Below are 19,224 nucleotides of genomic sequence, written 5' to 3' on the forward strand. Positions count from 1 at the left end.
ACGCGTCCACGACGGGTGAGGAACGGAAGAGGTGGCGCGACCAGATGGGCATCAGCATGGCGGTGGCCAGGGAGTGGGTGGAGCGCTGGGAGCGACAGCAGCAGCGCTACGCAGTGGACCGCGAGGAGCGGTTCACGGTTGTCACGGATGTCGTCGAGTACGCCACGGCCGGCCGTGGCCGGCCGCTCCTGCTCGACCTGGGCTGCGGCCCCGGCTCCCTGGCGGCCAGGCTCGCCGACCGGCTGCCGCACGCGGAGATCGTCGCCGCCGACATGGATCCCCTGCTGCTGGAACTGGGACGGACCCACCACGCCGACGCCGCCCGCTACGTCGACACCGTGATCGGCGCCGACGGCTGGACCGACGCCCTCGGGCTGGAACGCCCCCTGGACGCCGCCGTCTCGACGACGGCTCTGCACTACCTGCCCGAGCCGGTACTGCTGGACACCTACCGCCGCCTCGCCGCGCTGCTGCGCCCCGGGGGCGTACTCGTCAACGGCGACCACTTCCCGCCCGCCGAGGCGCCCTGCTCGGACATCACCGCGTACGTGGGCCGCCGCCGCGCCGAGCGGACGGGCGGCCACGCCCACGAGGACTGGCGGGAGTGGTGGACCGCCGCGGCCCGGGACCCCGAGCTGGCCGACCTGCTCGCCGAGCGGGCCCAGCGCCACGCGGCCCATGGCGGGGGCGGGACCGGCGAGGACCTGGCGGCGGACCGCCACGCGGAGTTGCTGCGCCGGGCGGGCTTCCGCCATGTCGCGCCGGTCTGGCAGTTCGGCGACAGCGTCGTGCTGGTGGCGGTCAAGGGCGGCTGATCCGGGACCGGTTCACAGGGTGAGGCTCATCAGGATCTCGTCGCGGTCGTCACCGGGCGCCAGGCGCAGCGCACCCGGCCATCGGCCGATCTCGGTCCACCCGGCCCTGCGGTAGAAGTCCTCGAGACCCAGACCGGCCCGCGCGGTGAGCCGCAGTCTCTCCAGGCCCATCTCGCCGCGGGCGATCTCCGGCAGGCGGCGCATCAGCGCGGCACCGACGCCGGTGCCGCGGAAACGGACGTGGGTCTGCAGGTGGTTCACCGTTCCGCAGTGCACGCCCAGAGGGTGCGGCTCGCGGCGCAGGAGTACCCAGCCCGCGAGCGCGCCGTCGACGCCGGCCAGGAGGATCCGGCTGCGCTGCGGAGAGAGCCCCCGGATGATCTCGTCCAGGGCCGGTTCGACGTTGGGCGAGGACTCGGGCGGCAGCGGGCAGCCCATGGGGACGACCGCGCCTCCGGCCTCGATGACCGCCGTCCAGCAGTCCCTGAGATCCCGCCGTACGGCCGGAGTGGCGTCCTGGGTGCGGGCGATCTGTGCGAACGCCGGTGCGCGCGCTGTCTCGTGAGCAGTCACGTCCGTCAGTCTGCCAGTACGGCGGAGGATCACCGGGCGCCGATCGGCTGCCGTCGCGGCCGGGCGTTTCGCTCAGCGCGGGGAAGGCCGGACGAAGATCCCGGTGCCCGGTTGACGTGCGGAGAACCGGGCGCACTGCGAGGTCGCCAGGAGCAGCCGACGCAGGTACCTCTCGAAGGCGCAGCGGCGCGCGCCGAACAGGTGCGGAGCGGAGTACGGCATCGAGAACACCTCTGCGACCAGGTCGTCACTCGTGCGTTCCGGCGCCTGTCCGGCTCGGCGCCGCCGTGTGCCGTCCGCAGACCGTACGGCCGGTGACGTACTGGCCGGTTTCACGTGAAACGCGGGAAATATTCCGGGCCGGCCCGGCGGACCACGGCTGCGCCGAGGCTCGCGCCCGTACGATCCGCCCGCATGCTCCCGTTGCACCCGTTCTGCGCCCTGTCCCACTCCCGTTCTCCGCCGCACGCTCGCATCCATGGGGGATACACATGAACCGAACCTGTTCCCGGTACCCGGCCCCGACAGCCACCGGCAGCCGCCCGACGACGCCCCACGGCCCTGGGAGAGCGTCGACCGGGGACAAGCCGCCCGCGACGGCGCCACCGGCCCCGAACCGCCGGCCCGGCCGATCTGCCCGCACTGTGGCCTGGCCGGTGAACGCCGGCCCACCTACACCGGTCAGCACGTCCTGCTCGAGCCACTGCTCACCGTTCCCGCTCACCTCGTCCCGGGCGGTCACCGCTGGCACGTCGACTCCGGCGGGCACGCCTGGAACAGCGGTCTGAGCGAACCGCCGCCCGGCACCACGTGCCACATCCCTCACCAACTCGCCTGCCCCGGCCTGACTCTGGACGAGATCAAGCCGTGGCGGTGGCTGGACGCGGTGCGCGAGGAGAACGCGCGCCGGGCGCGACGGCGGACGGACGAGGACGGCTTCCCGGCGGCACTGCCCGACGTGGGCTGACAGCGGGATCGTCACCGGCCGGGGGACCCACACCCAAAGGAGGCGCACCACCCTCGCCGCGCCGGCGTCCCGTGCCGATGAGCCTCTGCGCCGACGCACCAGCTAGCCCAACCAGGTCACATCCCCGCCCAACCCTCGCTCGGCCGGTGCGTCCGCATGACCGGCGCGGGGTCCTCGGTCGATGTTGGTGCCAGGTGTGCCGCGCCGTGGGCCGCGTCGGCACCGGACAGGTACGAGCGAGGGAGCCTGCGATGCCGGAACTCTTCATCGACGGCGAGTGGACGGGTGCCGTGGGCGGCGCGCGGCGGGACGTGGTCAACCCCTTCGACGCGTCCGTCGTCCAACAGGTGGACGACGCCGGTGAGGCAGATGTCGACCTGGCCGCACGAGCCGCCCGGCGGGCCTTCGACCGGGGCGACTGGTCGTCGGCACCCACCCGCGAGCGGGCCGACGTGCTGCTCAGGGTGTCGCGGTTCCTCCTGCGCGACCAGGAGGAGATCGCCCGCGTCGAAACCCTCGACACCGGCAAGACGCTCGCCGAGGCGCGCATCGACGTCGAGGACGTCTCCAACGCGTTCCGCTACTTCGCCGAGATCGCCGACAAGGACGGCGGCCGGGTGGTGGACGTGGGCCCCGACGTGCTCAGCCGGGTCACCTACCACCCCATCGGCGTCTGCGCCCTCATCGCACCGTGGAACTACCCCCTGCTGCAGGCCTCCTGGAAGGTGGCCCCGGCCCTGGCGGCGGGCAACACCTTCGTGCTCAAGCCCAGTGAGACGACACCGCTGTCCACGATCCACATGATCCGGCTGATCGCCGAGGCGGGAGCGCCGCCCGGGGTCGCCAACCTGGTCCTCGGTCCCGGCGGCACCGTGGGAGCGGCGATGTCCTCCCACCCCGAGGTGGACCTGGTCTCCTTCACCGGGGGCCTGGCCACCGGACGCCGGATCATGGAGGCGTGCGCGCCCGGCGTGAAGAACATCGCCCTCGAGCTGGGCGGCAAGAACCCGAACGTGGTCTTCGCCGACTGCGACTTCGACGCCGCCGTCGACCACGCCCTGGAGGCTTCGTTCCTGCACTCGGGGCAGGTCTGCTCGGCCGGCTCGCGGCTGCTCGTGGAGGACGGTCTGCACGACCGGTTCGTCGAGCGGCTGGCCACCCGTGCGCAGGCCGTCCGGCTCGGCAGCGGGCTCGAACCGACCACCGAGAGCGGGCCGCTCAGCTCGGCGGAACACCGGGCGAAGGTCGAAGCCTATCTGGACATCGCCCGCGACGAGGGCGCCCGCCTGGTCTGCGGCGGCCGCCGCCCGGACGACCCCGACCTGTCCCGCGGCTTCTTCCTGCTGCCCACCGTCTACGCGGACTGCGACCGTTCCATGCGCATCGTGCAGGAGGAGGTCTTCGGCCCGGTCGTCACCGTGGAACGCTTCCGCACCGAGGAGGAGGCCGTCGAACTGGCCAACGACACCCGCTACGGCCTGGCCGGTGGCGTGTGGACGAACGACGCGAGCCGCGCCCAGCGGGTCGCGGGACGGCTGCGGCACGGCACGGTCTGGATCAACGACTTCCACCCCTACGTGCCGCAGGCCGAGTGGGGCGGCTTCGGCCGCTCCGGCTTCGGCCGCGAACTCGGGCCCACCGGCCTGCGCGAGTACCAGGAGGCAAAGCACATCTACCAGAACCTCAGGCCGGCTCCGTCCGGCTGGTTCAAGGGCTGAGCGGGCAGGGCGAGAGAGAAGGCGACGCCATGGACGACGAGACGACGACCTACGACTACGTGATCATCGGTGGCGGCACGGCCGGCTGCGTACTGGCCGCGCGGCTGAGCGAGGACCCGGCCTGCCGCGTGTGCGTGGTGGAGGGCGGGCCGAGCGATGTCGGCGACGAACGGATCCTGCGACTGCGCAACTGGATCAATCTGCTCGGCTCCGAGTTCGACTACGGCTACACCACCGAGGAACAGCCGCGCGGCAACTCGCACATCCTGCACTCCCGCGCCCGCGTGCTCGGCGGCTGCTCCTCGCACAACACGCTGATCAGCTTCCTGCCGTTCCCGCAGGATCTCGACGAGTGGGTGGAACGCGGCTGCGCAGGCTGGGAACCGGAGACGATCCTGCCGTACCGGACACGGCTGCAGAACACGATCGTGCCCGTCGGCGCCGCCGACCGCAACGCGATCGCCGAGGACTTCGTCACGGCGGCCACCACCCGGCTCGGCGTACAGCGCGTCGAGGACTTCAACGCCCGCCCCTTCACCGACGGCGCCGGCTTCTTCTCCCTCGCCTACGACCCGGAGACCAACACCCGCTCCTCCGCCTCCGTCGCCTATCTGCACCCCGTACTGGACCGCCCGAACCTGACGCTGCGTCTGGAGACCTGGGCGTACCGGCTGCTGCCCGACGGCGAAGGCCGCTTCACCCGCGCCCAGGTCCGCAACCCCGACGGCTCCCTCTCGACACTGGAGGCGGACGCCGAGGTACTCCTGTGCGCCGGGGCGATCGACACCCCCCGGCTGCTCATGCTCTCCGGCATCGGCCCGGCCGACCGGCTGCGTGACCTGGGCATCGAGGTCCGCGCGGACCTGCCCGGGGTGGGGGAGAACCTGCTGGACCACCCCGAGTCGGTGATGGTGTGGGAGACCCGTGAACCGCTGCCGCCCAACTCCGCCATGGACTCCGACGCCGGCCTCTTCCTGCGCCGCGATCCGGCGGGCGGTCCGCGCCCGGACCTGATGTTCCACTTCTACCAGGTGCCGTTCACCGCCAACACCGAACGGCTGGGCTACCCCGTCCCCGAGCACGGCGTCTGCATGACACCGAACGTGCCGCGCGCCCGCTCCGTCGGCCGCATGTGGCTGCGCAGCGCCGACCCGGACGTCAAACCCGCCCTGGACTTTCGCTACTTCACCGACCCGGACGGGTACGACGAGCGCGCGATCGTCGACGGGCTGCGGATCGCCCGCGAGGTGGCGTCGACCGCCCCGCTCAGCGACTGGCTGCTGCGCGAGGTGGCGCCGGGCCCGGACGTACACTCGGACGCCGACCTGTCCGAGTACGGACGCCGCGCCGCACACACCGTCTACCACCCGGCCGGAACCTGCCGGATGGGCGCCGAGGACGATCCGATGGCGGTGCTCGATCCCCAGTTGCGGCTGCGCGGACACGACGGGCTGCGGATCGTGGACGCGTCCGTCTTCCCCACCATGCCGACCGTCAACCCGATGGTCACCGTGCTGCTCGCCGCCGAACGCGCGGTGGACCTCATCACCGCCCGGCCTGCCCCGCGGCCACCGGCCATGGAAGCGTAGGCGGCGACGGACGTCCTCACCAAGAGGGTGTCTCTCGCGACCCCGGGCGTCCACGCCGCGTCCAGATGGTCGTCCTGGCCGCTTGGCGAGCCTGCCCCGATGGAGGGAAGCCGAGCGGTGATTCCGGCTGGCCCTGTGGGGCCCGCTGGTGAACGCCGGAGCAATCGCCTACGGGATCTTCGCGATCGTCAACACATCCTGCCCGGTCGCGTGACAGCACGTATGTATCGCTGCAGGCAGGTCGGCGGTGATGAGGACAGCAGCAGCACCGGTCCTGGTCGTGTGTCAGGACGATTCGCGCACCACCAGCTCGGTCGGCAGGGTCATTTGCTGCCGGGACGCACCGTGCCGCGTGATGTCGGTGAGGATGCGGGCCATGGTCCGGCCCAGTTCCTCCACCGGCTGACGCACCGTCGTCAGCGGCGGGTCGGTGTGGCGGGCCAGGACGGAATCTTCGAATCCCACGACGGCGACGTCACCGGGAACCCGTCGTTCCTGCCGGCGCAGTTCCGCCAGGGCGCCGACCGCCATGAGGTCGGAGGCGGCGAAGACGGCATCCAGATCCGGGGCGCGTTCAAGAAGCAAACGCATGGCGCGGCGCCCGCCGTCCTCGGTGAAGTCGCCCGCCTCGACCAGCGGTTCGCTCGCAAGCACCCCCGCCTCCTCGTGCGCGGCGCGCCAGCCGGCGAGCCGGCTGCGGCCGACGTCCATGTCCAGGGGGCCGGTGATCGTGGCGATCCGCCTCCTGCCCCGGTCCAGCAGGTGCCGGACCGCCGCACTGGCCCCGCCGGCGTTGTCGGAGTCGACGTAGCTCAGCCGCTCGCCGGCGTCGCGGCGGCCGGCCAGCACGGTGGGCAGGCCCATCTCCTCCAGCATGCCCGGCAGCCGGTCCTCGGCGTGCACGGAGACCAGAAGGACGCCGTCCACGCGGCGGGTCGCCACCGACTCGGTCAACTGGTCCCGTTCGGCCTGGTCGCGGACGAGCATGAGCTGCAACTGCGTCCGGTTCTCGGCGAGAGCCCCGCTGACGCCCCGGATCAGCGCGGCGAAGAAGGGTTCCGAACCGAGCCGGCTCTCCGATTCCGGGATCACCAGGGCCACGGCGTCGGTGCGGTTGGTCACCAGACCGCGGGCGACCGAGTTGGGAACGTAGTTGAGCTCCTTTATCGCGGCGAGGACCCTGGCGCGTGCGTCGGCACTGACCAGTTCCGAACCGTTGACGACGCGGGAGACCGTGGTGCGGCCCACGCCGGCGCGGGCGGCGACCGTTTTGATCGTGGGACGGCGGTGGCCGGTCATGCACTCCCCCCTCGGCGGCCGCGGCGGCGGTGCCTGCCGCGGAGGTGACCTGCGCAATTCTTGCAGACGCCGCAGTCGGCAGCGCACCCCCGAGGTCCGGGAAACCGACACCGGCCCCGGGGAAGAGGTCCACAAGTTGCTTTCAAGTTATTGACAGATCCGCCCGATCCAACGAGTCTTCGATGCGCCGGTGGGAACGTGCCCACCAAAAAGTGGGCACGTTCCCACTTCCCGTAAGAGCCGCTGTAGTCGTCGCTGTGGTCATCGCAGAGCTCGTCACGCCGATCTGTCAGCGCCATCGCTAGGAGGAGATCCATGAGCAGTCTCGGTTCGTTGCGCACAAGAGCGGTGGCGGCGGTCGCGGCCGCCGGCGCGCTGGCACTCGTCGTGGGCTGCGGCAGCAGCGACGACTCGGTCACCGGTGGTGGCAAGAAGGACGGCAAGACCACCATCACGATGGGCCTGTACGGCGTCATGGGCATCAAGGAGACCGGCCTTCTCGAGCAGTACGAGAAGGAGAACCCCGATGTCGACATCAAGGCCGAGATAGCCGGTGACGAGCAGACGTACTACACCGCGCTGCAGACCAGGCTCGCCGCGGGCAAGGGCCTGAAGGACATCCAGGGCATCGAGATCGGCCGGGCCAAGGAGATCACCGAGACCCAGGCGGACAAGTTCGCGGACTTCTCCGGGATGTCGGGCACCGACCACTTCCTGCCGTGGAAGGAGTCCCAGATCAGCACCGAGGACGGCAAGGTGCTGGGTCTGGGCACCGACATCGGCCCGATGGCCGTCTGCTACCGCAAGGACTACTTCGAGAAGGCCGGCCTGCCCAGCGACCGCGAGGAGGTCGCCAAGCTCTGGGAGGGCGACTGGAAGAAGTACGTCGAGGTCGGCCGCACCTTCAAGAAGGGCTTCAAGGGCGACGACGTGGCGTACATGGACGCGGCCAGCGGCCTGTTCAACGCCATGGTCTACGGCTACCCCGAGCAGTACTACGACGAAAAGGGCGAGCTGATCTACGACAAGAACCCGGCCGTCAAGGAGGCGTGGAACCTCGCCGCCGACGCCGGGGAGGAGGGGCTGTCGGCCAAGCTCCGCCAGTTCCAGCCCGGTTGGGACCCCGGTCTGGCCAACGGTACGTTCGCCACCGCCGTGTGCCCGGCGTGGATGCTCAGCCACATCAGCGAGAAGGCCGGTGAGGCGAACAAGGGCAAGTGGGACGTCGCCAAGGCGCCCAAGGGCGCCAACTGGGGCGGGTCCTTCCTCGGTGTGATCGAGCAGAGCCCGGTGAAGGAGGAGGCGAAGAAGCTCGTCGCCTGGCTGACCGCGCCGGAGCAGCAGGCGCACATCTTCAAGGAGATCGGCAACATCCCGTCCTCGCTCCAGGCGCTGGAGAGCGACGACGTGAAGAACGCCAAGTCGGAGTACTTCAGCGACGCGCCGATCGGCCGGATCTTCGGTGCCGCCGCCCAGGAGATCCCGGACAAGCAGGTGCTGGGCCGCAAGGACGGCACGATCAAGGACACCTTCTCCCAGGGGCTGGCCCTGGTCGAGCAGGGCACCTCGCGGGACGAGGCGTGGAAGACCACCACGGAGCGCATCGAGAAGGCGGTCGGCTGACCCACCGCCCCTGCGGCCGACCGGGCCCGCCGGCTCCCCGCCGGCGGGCCCGGGGCCCGGCTCACACATCCGCTTTCAGGAAGGAAGTCCGGTGGCCACCTCCACCACCAAGGCCCTGGCCGGGGACGAGCCTCCCGGTCCGTCCCCTCGGACGGGCGGCGAGCGCACCACCCGGCGGCGTGGCGCACTGCTGCACCGACTGGACGTCAAGGGCGCCCCCTACGCGTTCGTCGCGCCGTTCTTCGTCGTCTTCGCCGCCTTCAGTTTCTACCCCCTCGTCTACACCTCGTGGATCTCCCTGCACGACGTGGAACTGGCCACCCTCGACGTCATGGAATGGGTGGCGTTCGACAACTACGTCGAACTCTGGGGCGACTCCCGGTTCTGGAACGCGCTGCGGAACACGATCACGATCGGCGTCATCTCCACGGTGCCGCAGCTCATGATGGCGCTCGGGCTGGCCCACCTGCTCAACTACCGGATGCGTGCCTCGCTGTTCTTCCGGGTCGCCTCGCTGGTCCCCTACGCCACCTCGGTGGCCGCCGCCGCCCTCGTGTTCACCATGATCTTCGAACGCGACTTCGGCATGATCAACTGGGCGCTCGGCTCGGTCGGCGTCGACCCGGTGAACTGGGAGGCCGACAAGTGGCCCGCCCAGGTCGCGATCTCCACCATCGTCATCTGGCGCTGGACCGGCTACAACGCGCTGCTCTACCTCGCCGCCATGCAGGCCGTCCCCGCCGAGCGGTACGAGGCGGCGGCGATCGACGGCGCCTCCCGGTGGAAGCAGTTCACCCACGTCACCGTCCCCGGCATCCGCTCCACCATCGTCTTCACGATCGTGCTCTCCACGATCGGCGCCACCCAGCTCTTCGGTGAGCCGCTGATCTTCGGCCAGGGACCCAACGGCATCACCGGCGGCGCGGACAACCAGTACCAGACGCTGGGCCTGCTGCTGTACGAGGAGGGCTGGAAGAACTACCAGATGGGCCGCTCGGCGACCGTCGCCTGGGCGATGTTCATGCTGCTCGTCCTCGTCTTCGTGGCGCAGCGCCTGATCAAGCGCCTGCGTTCCCGTTCGTCCTGACCTGGAGTCGCCATGACCACTCAAAGCCTCCCGGCCCGGACGGACGCCCCGGCCCGGACCCCCGCCGAGAAGCCGGCCGGCCGCGGCGGCCGCCGGCTGCTGCGCCAGCGCGCCGGCCGACAGCACCACGCCGGCCCGCTCGCCTACGTCCTGCTCGCCGTCATGGCGGTGCTGTCGATCTTCCCGCTGTACTGGACGATGGTGGCCGCCTCCACGGACAACACCCGGGTCAGCCAGACCCCGCCGCCGTTCCTGCCCGGCCCGAACCTGTTCAGCAACCTCGCCCGGGCCTGGGACGAGGCGGCGATGGGCAAGGCCATGATGAACAGCCTCATCGTGGCCGGGGTGATCGCCCTGTCCACGGTGATGTTCGCGACGCTCGCCGGATTCGCCTTCGCCAAGCTGCGGTTCAAGGGGCGCAACGTCCTGCTCATGCTGGTGATCGGCACCATGATGGTGCCGCCGCAGCTCGCCGTCGTCCCGCTGTTCATGATGATGTCCGAGCTGGGCTGGTCACAGCAGTTGCCCGCCGTCATCTTCCCCACGCTGGTGAGCGCGGTCGGGGTCTTCTTCATGCGGCAGTACCTGGCGGAGGCGCTGCCGGACGAGCTCGTCGAGGCCGGACGCGTGGACGGGGCACACTCGCTGCGGATCTTCTGGAGCATCGTGCTGCCCGTCGCACGGCCCGCGATGGCCGTCCTGTTCATGATCACCTTCGTGCACGCCTGGAACGACTTCTTCTGGCCCTTCGTGGTGCTCGACATGACCAACCCGACGGTCCCCGTCGCGCTCACCCAGCTCAGCGCCGGCTATGTACGCGACCAGTCGCTGATCATGGCGGGCGCGCTGCTCGGCACGCTGCCGCTGCTGCTGATGTTCATCGTCTTCGGCCGGCAGATCGTCAGCGGCATCATGGCGGGCGCCGTGAAGGGCTGACCCGCCACACGGCGGCCCGGCACCGAGCCGCCGGGCAGCACCACCTCCTCCCCAGCCGGCACGCGCGCACCCTTCCGGCATCCGCGCGCTCGCGAACACCCCCTCCACGAAAGGACTTACGTGGTCACCGCAGCACAGCAGACCGCGTCCGCCCCGGACGCCGCCCGTACCTTCCCCAAGGGCTTCCTCTGGGGCTCCGCGACCGCCTCGTACCAGATCGAGGGGGCCGCCGCGGAGGACGGCCGTACGCCGTCCATCTGGGACACCTACGCCCGTACCCCCGGCCGGGTCCGCAACGGCGACACCGGTGACATCGCCACCGACCACTACCACCGCTGGCGCGAGGACGTCGCGCTCATGGCCGAACTCGGCCTGGACGCCTACCGTTTCTCCCTCGCCTGGCCCCGTGTCCAGCCGACCGGCCGCGGCCCCGCCGTCCAGAAGGGCCTGGACTTCTACCGGCGCCTCGTCGACGACCTGCTGGACAAGGGCATCCAGCCCGTCGCCACCCTCTACCACTGGGACCTGCCGCAGGAGCTGGAGGACGCCGGGGGCTGGCCCGAGCGGGCCACGGCCGAGCGGTTCGCCGAGTACGCGGCCCTCGCCGCCGACGCCCTCGGCGACCGGGTGAAGACCTGGACGACGCTCAACGAGCCCTGGTGCAGCGCCTTCCTCGGCTACGGCTCCGGCGTGCACGCCCCCGGCCGCACCGACCCGGTCGCCGCGCTGCGCGCCGCCCACCACCTCAACCTGGGCCACGGCCTGGCCGTCCAGGCGCTGCGCGACCGCCTCCCCGCCGCCGCCCAGTGCTCGGTCACCCTCAACATCCACCACGTCCGCCCGCTCACCGGCAGCGACGCCGACGCCGACGCGGTCCGCCGGATCGACGCGCTCGCCAACCGGGTCTTCACCGGCCCGATGCTGCAAGGCGCCTACCCCGAGGACCTGTTCAAGGACACCGCGGCGCTGACCGACTGGTCCTTCGTGCGGGACGGCGACCTGCGGCAGATCCACCAGCCCTTGGACTTCCTGGGCGTCAACTACTACACGCCCACCCTCGTCTCCGAGGCCGACGGCAGCGGCACCCACACCTCCGACGGACACGGCAGGAGCACCCACAGCCCCTGGCCGGGAGCCGACCGGGTCGCCTTCCACCAGCCGCCCGGCGACATCACCGCCATGGGCTGGGCCGTCGACCCCACCGGCCTGTACGACCTGCTGAGCCGGCTGGCGTCCGACTTCCCGAGGCTGCCCCTGGTCATCACCGAGAACGGGGCGGCGTTCGACGACTACGCCGACCCCGAGGGACAGGTCAACGACCCCGCCCGCATCGCCTACGTACGCGACCACCTGGCCGCCGTGCACCGGGCCATCGTGGACGGCGCGGACGTACGCGGCTACTTCCTGTGGTCGTTGCTGGACAACTTCGAGTGGGCCCACGGCTACGGCAGGCGCTTCGGTGCCGTCTACGTGGACTACCCGACCGGCACCCGCATCCCCAAGGCCAGCGCCCGCTGGTACTCCGAGGTCGCCCGCACCGGCGTACTGCCCGGCGCCTGACCCGGCCGGTGCGCCACAGCCGCCCCGCGCGGCGCCGCACCCGTGGTTCCGCCCCCGCCCCGCGTCGACGCGGGGCGGGGGCGGGCGCGGTCACCGGGTCAGTTCAGCGGGTCGAGCGTGAGCCGTGCCTGCGCCGGGTTGCCGTCGTGCACCAGCGACTCGTGGTGACCGACGTCGTCGAAGGCGAAGGCGTACGCCTTGCCGTCGGCCATCCGGTCGTGGATGATCCGGGCGTAGTGGTTGGTCACGGAGTCCTGGTAGAAGCCGGCCGCCGAGGTGTCGGGCTGGTGGGGGTTGCTCAGCAGCGTCGAGCGGTTGAAGCCGGCGCACAGCGTGCGCGAGATCGGTCCGCGCACCTGGTCGTTGGGGGCGTCCAGGAGCTTGTGGCAGCCGAAGACGCTGGAGGCGTCGGGCTTGTGGAAACTCGTGACGACCGCACCGGAGCCGTCGGTGAAGTTCATGACACCGCCGGAGACGCGTCCGAAGTACTTGGTACCCGGCCGGTCCGCGAACGGGGTGACGGTGAGGGTGGCCGACGTGTACTTCTGCCACACCCGGTTGATGTAGCCGTCCATGACCGAAGCCGACAGCGCCCCGGTCTCCAGCCCGTACAGCGGCGACAGCGCCCGCAGGACGGTGCCGTCGGGCCGGGTCTGGATCAGCCCGCCCCAGCCGGGCTGCGCCCGCAGCGCGCTGAACACCGCCTTGTAGCCGCCCGCCTTGAGCCGCCCGGCGCTGCTCACGCTGCCGTCGGCGCGCTGCACGCCGACCGTGTAGGGCGCGGAGAACATGTCGACCTGCGTACTGTTCAGCCACAGCCCGGAGTCGTTGAGCGTGTACTCGGACCAGTTGAACAGGATGTCGCGGTTGGGGTCGCTCGGGTTCTGCACGGCCGGCTGCACCAGGCCGCCCGTGGTCAGCCGGAAGTCGAGCTTTGGGCCGTACGAGAAGTAGATGCGTCCCGACAGCTTGGGGATGCGGATCGTCTTGGTCTGTCCGGCGGCCGGTCCGGGGATGGACGCGTCCGGTGCGGGGGTCGGGGGATTGCCACCGGCGGGCCAGGCGTGGAAGGTGCCGTTCGCGTCGGCCCAGCCCTGTTGACCCGTCGTCAGCGAGGTGCCCAGGTTGTAGATGTGGACCGGTTCGCCGCGGCTGGAGTTGTTGGTGATCTTCAGTGGGATGGTGGCGGGCACGGCGGCGTCCGCGGGGGGTGACGCGCCGAATGTGACCAGGGCGCCGGCCAGGCCCGCGGCCGTGGCCACGGCGAGCAGACGGTGTTTGAGGCTTGAGAGCACTCTCCACCTCCGTGCGGGTGTGGGGGGAGGGAATTGGTCCGTACCGATTCTGAGAGCGCTCTCAGAGTTGCGCCGGGACGCGTTCATGTCAATAAGGCAGGAGCGGGGAAATCGGGTGGTGACCGCGCGTGCGCGCTCCGTCAGCGGCTCGGTTCGGAGTTGAGCCGTGCGGCCCGGCGCGTCGGGTGGTCGCTTTCGGCGAGGTTGGACGCCTTGCGGGCCGCCTCGGCGCAGAGCCGTGCCGCGGTGGACGGGTCGCCGGCCCGCTCGTGCAGTACGCCGCCGCCGCGGTGTGGCGGGGCAGCGAGTCGTCCAGCTCCGCGAGCGCCGCCAGGCCGGCGCGCGGCCCGTTCGCCTCCTCCCACGGCCACCGCGCGGTTGAGCCGCCGATCACGGGTTCTCGGCATCGCCGGCGAATACTTCCCGGCCCGGTTTCCGGGAGATCCGCGGTGTCCGGAGGCTCGGAGTGCGCCGGCCGCCGGCCCCCGGGCTGCCGGGTCGGTGCACTGGCTCATGGGCGCCGTCCCGTCACGTACGAGATCTGCCGCGACGCCGCGCACCCGCCCCGGCTCCCGAGGCCGCTCACGACGGTCGGGGCCGGACGCCGGCTCACGGGTGCCGGGCGGACGCGTCGCCGAGGACGCCGTAGTGACGCACCTCGGCGGATCCCCGCCGTACCGCTTCCGGCCACAGACAGTCCAGGACCGAGGCGGACGGCGGGAAGAGCGGCACGGGGACCGCCTGGCGGGTGAACCACTCCCAGCACACGATCTTGTCCGGCTCGGTGGCCCGTGGCGTGCCCGTCGCGACCCGGGTGACGGCCGCGGCCGTCACCCGGGTCAGCCCGTTGAGGCCGTCGACGAGAACCGCCAGTACCCGGATGTCCGCCGCGGGCACCGAGAGCCCGGTCTCCTCCGAGAGCTCACGGGCGGCGGCCGTCTCGAAATCCTCCCCGGCGTCGACTTTGCCACCCGGAAGTTCCCAGCGGCCGTCATGGCCGAGGCCGAGCAGCACCCGTCCGGCGGGATCGAGGACGGCGAGGCCGACACCGGTGAGGCTGTGGGAGGCGGGGCGGGCGCGTTCGGGGCGCTCGGCGCCGGGCGTGCGAGAGTTCACCCGCCCATTTCACACCGCAGAGGCCGGAGGAAGCCAACGCGGGCCGGGGCCCGGCCGGCCTCAGACGGTCGCAGCCACGGCCGAAGCCCCTTCCGCGCCGTCACCCGCCGCCCGCCGCCGGGAGTTCACGCACGACGAGGCCACACCCGCTGCGTCGACCGCCTAGAGCAGATCACGTGGCACCGACTCGTTCCAGGTGCGGGAGAACACTCGCCGGCCGCCCTCGTAGCCGTCCAGGGTGGCGTCGACGAAGAAGCTGTCCTCGTCGCAGGTGAGACGCGTGTGGGTGACCACGCGTACGTCCCAGTCGTCGCGCCGGAAGGTCATGGTCCAGGTGGACTCACCGCTGACGGAGGTGAAGTCGTCGGCGACGGAGGCGTAGCGTTCGTGGGCGCGGCGGCCGACGTCGAGGCCGATCGCCTCGAAGCGGACCGTGCCCCGGTCCTTCACGGTGTCCAGCTTGGCGTGGTAGCCGACCAGGTCGCGTTTCACGTCCCAGCGTTCCTCCGGAGGAGTCAGCGTGGTCGTGGCGATGGGCGGGGTGCCCTCCGGTTCGCCGAACGGCGCGGCCTGCGTGTCGTCGGCCTGCTCCGGGGGACGGACCGGAAGGGTGAGCGTGCTGGAACCGCCGTGGACGCTGAGCGTCGCCGGTTCGGGCGGTGGCCAGGCCAGCGGCCAGTACGACGTGGACAGGGAGAGACGGATACGGTGCCCGGGCGGAAAGCTCTGCGCCACTCCGTTGAGCTGGACGGTGGCGCGGTAGCGACGGCCGGGCTCCAGCGGTTCGGGCCGCTCCGCACTGTCCCGGCGGGTCAGGTTGAGCAAGCCGTAGGTGACCCGGGTGGCGGCTCCGTCGGGGCTGACGTCCGACAGCCGCGCGGCCACCATGGCGACCGGCTCGTCGGCCGACAGGTCGAGGTCGACGGTCGGCGATCCGAGGATCTCCAGCCGCTCGGTGAGCGGTTCGGTCTCGAAGACGAGCGAGCCGCCGTCCTCCTCACGCTGGTCGTAGGGCAGGTCGGGCGGCGCGTTGTAGGAGGCCCACTTCCCCGCGAACTGGCCGACGGACAGCGGTGACCGCACGGTCAGCGGGTCGCCGTCGTCGCTCCCCGCCGTCCTCTCCCGCGGCTCGCCGGGAGGGACGATCCGGTGCCGGGTGAGCGCGTGCGTGGTCGGACGGACGTGAGGAGAGGGCCAGCACGGTTCCGCCACCCAGCGCCCGGGCCGTTCCTCGTACGACGTGGACGGCGGCACGCTGTCCTGCATCCACGTCCGCAGCATCGGGCCGTCCATGACTCCGTTGTCGACGCCCTTGAGCCAGTGGTCCCACCAGCGCACGACCTCCTGGAGATAGCCGATGGCGGGACCGGGCTCCCCGAGGTGGGGGAACTTGTGCGACCAGGGGCCGATGAGCCCCTTCCGGGGCACGTCCAGGTGGGCGAGCAGCCGCGTCACGGCGTTGGAGTAGCCGTCCGCCCAACCGCTGGACGCCAGGACCGGGCACTGTACGTCCTGGTAGTTCTCGGCGACCGAGGCGTGCCGCCAGTAGTCGTCCCGCCGCTGGTGGCGCAGCCATTCCAGGACCCAGGGCTGGGAGTGCTCCAGGCGCTCGAGCCACATGTCGCGCCAGCGGTCGCCGACCACGGCGGGATCGGGCGGACAGGTGGCGTAGGCGAACATGGTGCCCGCCTCGGCCAGGTTGTCCGAGAGCATGGCTCCGCCCATGTAGTGCATGTCGTCCGCGTGCCGGTCGTCGGTGAACGACGCGATGACGACGGCCTTCAGGCTCGGCGGCCGCCTGGCCGCCACCTGGAGCGCCGCGAACGCCCCCCAGGACAGGCCCATCATCCCCGTGGTGCCGTCGCACCAGGGCTGCTCGGCGAGCCAGGCCAGCACCTCCTCGGCATCCCGCTGCTCCACCTCCAGGTACTCGTCCCGCAGCACCCCCTCCGACTCGCCGGTGCCGCGCAGGTCGACGCGGACACAGGCGTAACCGTGCCCGGCGATGTAGGGGTGGTGGACGGAGTCCCGTTCGGCGGTGAGGTCCCGCTTGCGGTAGGGGATGTACTCCAGCACCGCGGGCACGGGCTCGTGGTCCGAAGAGTCGGGGCGCCAGACCCGTGCCGACAGGCGGACGCCGTCGGACATGGGAATGACTACGTGCTCCTCTTCCTTCGTCGTGCAGGGCAGATGGGTCACGTGACGCATGGTCGGCGCTCCTTATCCTCGCGTTTCTTCCGGGGGCTCGTCGAAGGTGAGGCCCAGGGCCGCGACGCACTGGTCGTACTTCCTGCGCATGTCCTCTTCGTCGTCGCCGCCGGTGAAGATGTGTGCGAGTTCGTAGCTGTAACTGTCCTGCTGGGACAGGTCGGACAACCGCTGTCCCCGCTCGGGCAGGACTTCGATCCGCACGCCCGGGATCTCGCGCTCGATACGGGCGACCTCCTCGGGGGACGGCACGTGGCGCACGACCCCGTCCGTGAACCACCGGTAGTACCACTTCGCCGCCATCGCGTACGGGCCCTGCCGGTGCGGCATGCGCGGGTCCTCACCGAGGGCGAGGGCGAGCATGCAGTGGTGGTTGGGCACGCCGTCCACGTACTCGAACAGTTCGGCGTGCGACTGCGAGTGGCGCGGGTTGATCTCCAGCAGGCTGATGTCCTGGCTTCCCGGATCGTAGAAGTACTCGACGCTGAACGTCGCGGAGTCGAAGCCGATGCGGCGCATCACCCGCTCGGTGACAGCGTGCAGCCGGTCGATGACCTGCGGGGGCAGCATGGACGGGTACTGGTGGCGCAGGAAGCACGGTGAACCGGGGTAGTCGATGGAGTCCAGCGTCCCGTAGACGGTCACTTCGCCCTTGTGGACGTAGCCCTCCACGGCGACCTGGACGCCCGACAGCGACTCCTCGGCCAGACACACCCGGCCGCCGACACCGTCCATGTCCGGCGGCAGGTCGACCTGGTCGAGGATGTGCTCGAACGGGCGGCCGATGCGTGAGATGCCCTTGCGTATCTCGGCGACGGCGGCACCGAACTCCTCCTCGTCATCGACACCGAAGGCGAGCTCCGAGGAGTAGGACAACGCCGGTTTGAGCCACATCGGGAACCGTACGTCGTCCGGAGGGCGCGGTGGATCGGCCTCCAGGTCGACCCGGCCGAAGCGCGGGTGCCGGTCCGTCACCTTCTGCTGCTCGAGCCTGCTCCAGTACTTGTGCTCGCACTTGACCACCGACTCCAGGCTCGTGGTACGAGTGCCGTAGCGTGCTCCCAGGATCGGCACCAGCGTGCTGACCGGGAAGTCCCAGTAGCCGACGATCGCGTCGATGCTTCCGTCGAAGTCGTCCAGTACCCGCTGCGCCTTCTCGATCACCGACGGCAGCGAGACCTCCCCGTCCTGGAGCTCCTCGACCGTCAGAAGACCGTGGAAGCGCAGCGAGTCGGCGCCCGGCACGGCCCTGAGTGTCGGAAGATTGGCCTCGTCGAGACCGACCACGAAGACGTTCTTGACATTCTCGTCAGACACGACTCTCCTTTCTCCTTCCAAGATCGACGGGGTACCCCTGAGTGGCCGGGGCAACCCCCGGCGTGGGTCACGCGCGGAGTCGATCTCGGGACGAGGAGGGAGGAGACGGGACGGAACGGTCCTGGCCGGTGTCAGGGCTGGGTGAGGGACTGGGGGTAGTCGGTGATGATGCCGTCGACGCCGAGGGCGGCCATCTCGCGCATGGTGCCGGGTTCGTTGACGGTCCAGACGTTGGTGTCCATGCCGAGTTGGTGGATGCGGTCGACGAGGGCTTGGTCGGTGACGGTGTGCTGGGGGTTGACCTGGTCGGCCCAGGTGCTGAGTTCGGTGAGTTCGGTGTCGGTGGGGCGGTCGGCGTCGAGGAGGCCGATGGGGATGTGGGGGAGGTGGGTGTGGAATTGGCGGGCGTCGTCGGTCTGGAAGGACTGGACGGCGAGTTGTTCGCGGGCGAGTGCGCGGCGGAGGTAGCGGGGTTTGTTCCGGAGGTTTTCGGCGAGGTCGGTGGCGATGTCGGTGTAGTGGCCGCAGGGGCTGATTTCGGCGAGGAGTCCGGTGCGGGTGTGGTCGATGCGGGAGATGACGTGGTCGACGGTGATGAGCCGTTCGCCGGTGTGGTCGGGGTGGAACCAGGAGCCGGCGTCGAGTCGGCGTAGTTCGGTCCAGGTGAAGTCGGAGACGCGGTAGCGGGGGCGGTCGGGGTAGATCTCTTCGATGTTGGTGGTGCGTTCCATGGTGCAGTCGTGGAAGTTGACGAGTGTGCCGTCTTTGGTGCGTTGGACGTCGATCTCGACGAAGTCGGCGTGTTGGTCGATGGCGAGGTCGATGGCGGCCGCGGTGTTCTCGGGTGCCATGCCGGAGGAGCCGCGGTGTGCGATGACGTCCGGTCGGGTGTCGGTGTGGTCGTCGGCGTGCGCGGCCGTCGACGTCGCCGCCGTCAGAGCCAGACCGCTCAGCACCGCCACGACGATACCGACGCGTCTGTTGTCCACCTGTTTCACTGCGGCATCCCAGCCTCTCGAGTCGGTCGATCAACCGGCGGAGTGGTTCGGTGAATCGGCTGCCCGAGGACCGTGGGCGTCCCGTCAGGCGCTGTCCGGGGCCCGCCCGGCCCCGCAGGCCCA

General features: G+C 70.8%; 16 protein-coding genes and 1 pseudogene. 8 read left to right on the plus strand and 9 right to left on the minus strand.

Features of this window, described 5'->3' with window-relative positions; translation table 11 throughout:
* The first annotated feature begins 44 nt into the window (after positions 1 to 44).
* Positions 45 to 815: a class I SAM-dependent methyltransferase gene (locus B1H29_RS35155; protein ID WP_055422384.1), complete on the plus strand. Its 771-nt coding sequence runs from the start codon at positions 45 to 47 to the stop codon at positions 813 to 815.
* Positions 816 to 827: 12 nt separating this feature from the next.
* Here B1H29_RS35155 and B1H29_RS35160 read toward each other — a convergent pair whose 3' ends face one another.
* Both B1H29_RS35160 and B1H29_RS38305 read right to left on the minus strand, forming a co-directional pair.
* Positions 828 to 1,388, minus strand: coding sequence for a GNAT family N-acetyltransferase (locus B1H29_RS35160; RefSeq protein WP_055422385.1), 561 nt, complete (start codon positions 1,386 to 1,388; stop codon positions 828 to 830).
* 72 nt (positions 1,389 to 1,460) lie between these two features.
* A complete protein-coding gene (locus B1H29_RS38305) occupies positions 1,461 to 1,610 on the minus strand; it encodes a hypothetical protein (RefSeq protein WP_159027876.1) in 150 nt (49 codons plus the stop codon).
* A 256-nt stretch (positions 1,611 to 1,866) separates the two neighbouring features.
* Between B1H29_RS38305 and B1H29_RS35165 the strand changes: the two genes are divergently transcribed.
* The 3 genes from B1H29_RS35165 (at position 1,867) to B1H29_RS35175 (ending at position 5,662) form a co-directional block, all read left to right on the plus strand.
* Positions 1,867 to 2,355 carry a DUF6083 domain-containing protein gene (locus tag B1H29_RS35165; protein WP_055422386.1) on the plus strand — a complete coding sequence of 163 codons (489 nt, stop codon included), beginning with the start codon at positions 1,867 to 1,869 and terminating at the stop codon, positions 2,353 to 2,355.
* Positions 2,356 to 2,606: 251 nt separating this feature from the next.
* Entirely contained in the window at positions 2,607 to 4,073 is a 1,467-nt protein-coding gene (locus B1H29_RS35170) for an aldehyde dehydrogenase family protein (protein WP_055422387.1), read from the plus strand.
* Between the two features lie 29 nt (positions 4,074 to 4,102).
* Positions 4,103 to 5,662, plus strand: a complete 1,560-nt coding sequence (locus B1H29_RS35175) for a GMC family oxidoreductase (protein WP_055422388.1) — start codon at positions 4,103 to 4,105, stop codon at positions 5,660 to 5,662.
* 285 nt (positions 5,663 to 5,947) lie between these two features.
* On the opposite strand, the gene B1H29_RS35180 is transcribed toward B1H29_RS35175, so the two are convergent.
* Positions 5,948 to 6,961: a LacI family DNA-binding transcriptional regulator gene (locus B1H29_RS35180; RefSeq protein WP_055422389.1), complete on the minus strand. Its 1,014-nt coding sequence runs from the start codon at positions 6,959 to 6,961 to the stop codon at positions 5,948 to 5,950.
* Positions 6,962 to 7,276: 315 nt separating this feature from the next.
* Here B1H29_RS35180 and B1H29_RS35185 point away from each other — a divergent pair, with 315 nt between their 5' ends.
* From B1H29_RS35185 to B1H29_RS35200, 4 genes are all read left to right on the plus strand, one after another.
* Entirely contained in the window at positions 7,277 to 8,584 is a 1,308-nt protein-coding gene (locus B1H29_RS35185; protein WP_055422390.1) for an ABC transporter substrate-binding protein, read from the plus strand.
* 91 nt (positions 8,585 to 8,675) lie between these two features.
* Entirely contained in the window at positions 8,676 to 9,671 is a 996-nt protein-coding gene (locus B1H29_RS35190; RefSeq protein ID WP_055422391.1) for a carbohydrate ABC transporter permease, read from the plus strand.
* A gap of 12 nt (positions 9,672 to 9,683) precedes the next feature.
* Complete coding sequence (locus B1H29_RS35195) at positions 9,684 to 10,607, plus strand: carbohydrate ABC transporter permease (protein WP_055422392.1); 924 nt, start codon at positions 9,684 to 9,686, stop codon at positions 10,605 to 10,607.
* 120 nt (positions 10,608 to 10,727) lie between these two features.
* Positions 10,728 to 12,167, plus strand: a complete 1,440-nt coding sequence (locus B1H29_RS35200; RefSeq protein WP_055422393.1) for a GH1 family beta-glucosidase — start codon at positions 10,728 to 10,730, stop codon at positions 12,165 to 12,167.
* 98 nt (positions 12,168 to 12,265) lie between these two features.
* Here B1H29_RS35200 and B1H29_RS35205 read toward each other — a convergent pair whose 3' ends face one another.
* The 6 genes and pseudogenes from B1H29_RS35205 to B1H29_RS35230 form a co-directional block, all read right to left on the minus strand.
* Positions 12,266 to 13,462: a glycoside hydrolase family 64 protein gene (locus B1H29_RS35205; RefSeq protein WP_055422394.1), complete on the minus strand. Its 1,197-nt coding sequence runs from the start codon at positions 13,460 to 13,462 to the stop codon at positions 12,266 to 12,268.
* A 140-nt stretch (positions 13,463 to 13,602) separates the two neighbouring features.
* Positions 13,603 to 13,848 (minus strand): annotated as a pseudogene (locus tag B1H29_RS39685) (RNA polymerase subunit sigma-24); the annotation flags it as partial.
* Between the two features lie 223 nt (positions 13,849 to 14,071).
* Positions 14,072 to 14,578, minus strand: a complete 507-nt coding sequence (locus tag B1H29_RS35215; RefSeq protein WP_055422395.1) for a nucleotide triphosphate diphosphatase NUDT15 — start codon at positions 14,576 to 14,578, stop codon at positions 14,072 to 14,074.
* 162 nt (positions 14,579 to 14,740) lie between these two features.
* The gene (locus B1H29_RS35220) at positions 14,741 to 16,786 is read right to left on the minus strand and encodes a CocE/NonD family hydrolase (RefSeq protein WP_055422396.1); all 2,046 of its coding nucleotides are present in this window, start codon (positions 16,784 to 16,786) and stop codon (positions 14,741 to 14,743) included.
* Between the two features lie 12 nt (positions 16,787 to 16,798).
* On the minus strand, positions 16,799 to 18,103 hold the full coding sequence (locus B1H29_RS35225; RefSeq protein WP_055422397.1) for an ATP-grasp domain-containing protein: 1,305 nt from the start codon (positions 18,101 to 18,103) through the stop codon (positions 16,799 to 16,801).
* Positions 18,104 to 18,234: 131 nt separating this feature from the next.
* Positions 18,235 to 19,092, minus strand: a complete 858-nt coding sequence (locus B1H29_RS35230; protein ID WP_244209058.1) for a glycerophosphodiester phosphodiesterase — start codon at positions 19,090 to 19,092, stop codon at positions 18,235 to 18,237.
* Between the last annotated feature and the right edge of the window lie 132 nt (positions 19,093 to 19,224).

Origin of the sequence: Streptomyces pactum, from assembly GCF_002005225.1 — a bacterium.
GTDB classification, from domain to species: domain Bacteria; phylum Actinomycetota; class Actinomycetes; order Streptomycetales; family Streptomycetaceae; genus Streptomyces; species Streptomyces pactum_A.

What these genes read in the sequence shown, in the direction of transcription:
- B1H29_RS35155 (WP_055422384.1), top strand. Translation starts at nt 45, where the DNA reads ATGGGCATCAGCATGGCGGTGGCCAGGGAGTGGGTGGAGCGCTGGGAG.
- B1H29_RS38305 (WP_159027876.1), bottom strand. Translation starts at nt 1,610, where the DNA reads ATGCCGTACTCCGCTCCGCACCTGTTCGGCGCGCGCCGCTGCGCCTTC.
- B1H29_RS35165 (WP_055422386.1), top strand. Translation starts at nt 1,867, where the DNA reads ATGGGGGATACACATGAACCGAACCTGTTCCCGGTACCCGGCCCCGAC.
- B1H29_RS35170 (WP_055422387.1), top strand. Translation starts at nt 2,607, where the DNA reads ATGCCGGAACTCTTCATCGACGGCGAGTGGACGGGTGCCGTGGGCGGC.
- B1H29_RS35175 (WP_055422388.1), top strand. Translation starts at nt 4,103, where the DNA reads ATGGACGACGAGACGACGACCTACGACTACGTGATCATCGGTGGCGGC.
- B1H29_RS35180 (WP_055422389.1), bottom strand. Translation starts at nt 6,961, where the DNA reads ATGACCGGCCACCGCCGTCCCACGATCAAAACGGTCGCCGCCCGCGCC.
- B1H29_RS35185 (WP_055422390.1), top strand. Translation starts at nt 7,277, where the DNA reads ATGAGCAGTCTCGGTTCGTTGCGCACAAGAGCGGTGGCGGCGGTCGCG.
- B1H29_RS35195 (WP_055422392.1), top strand. Translation starts at nt 9,684, where the DNA reads ATGACCACTCAAAGCCTCCCGGCCCGGACGGACGCCCCGGCCCGGACC.
- B1H29_RS35220 (WP_055422396.1), bottom strand. Translation starts at nt 16,786, where the DNA reads ATGCGTCACGTGACCCATCTGCCCTGCACGACGAAGGAAGAGGAGCAC.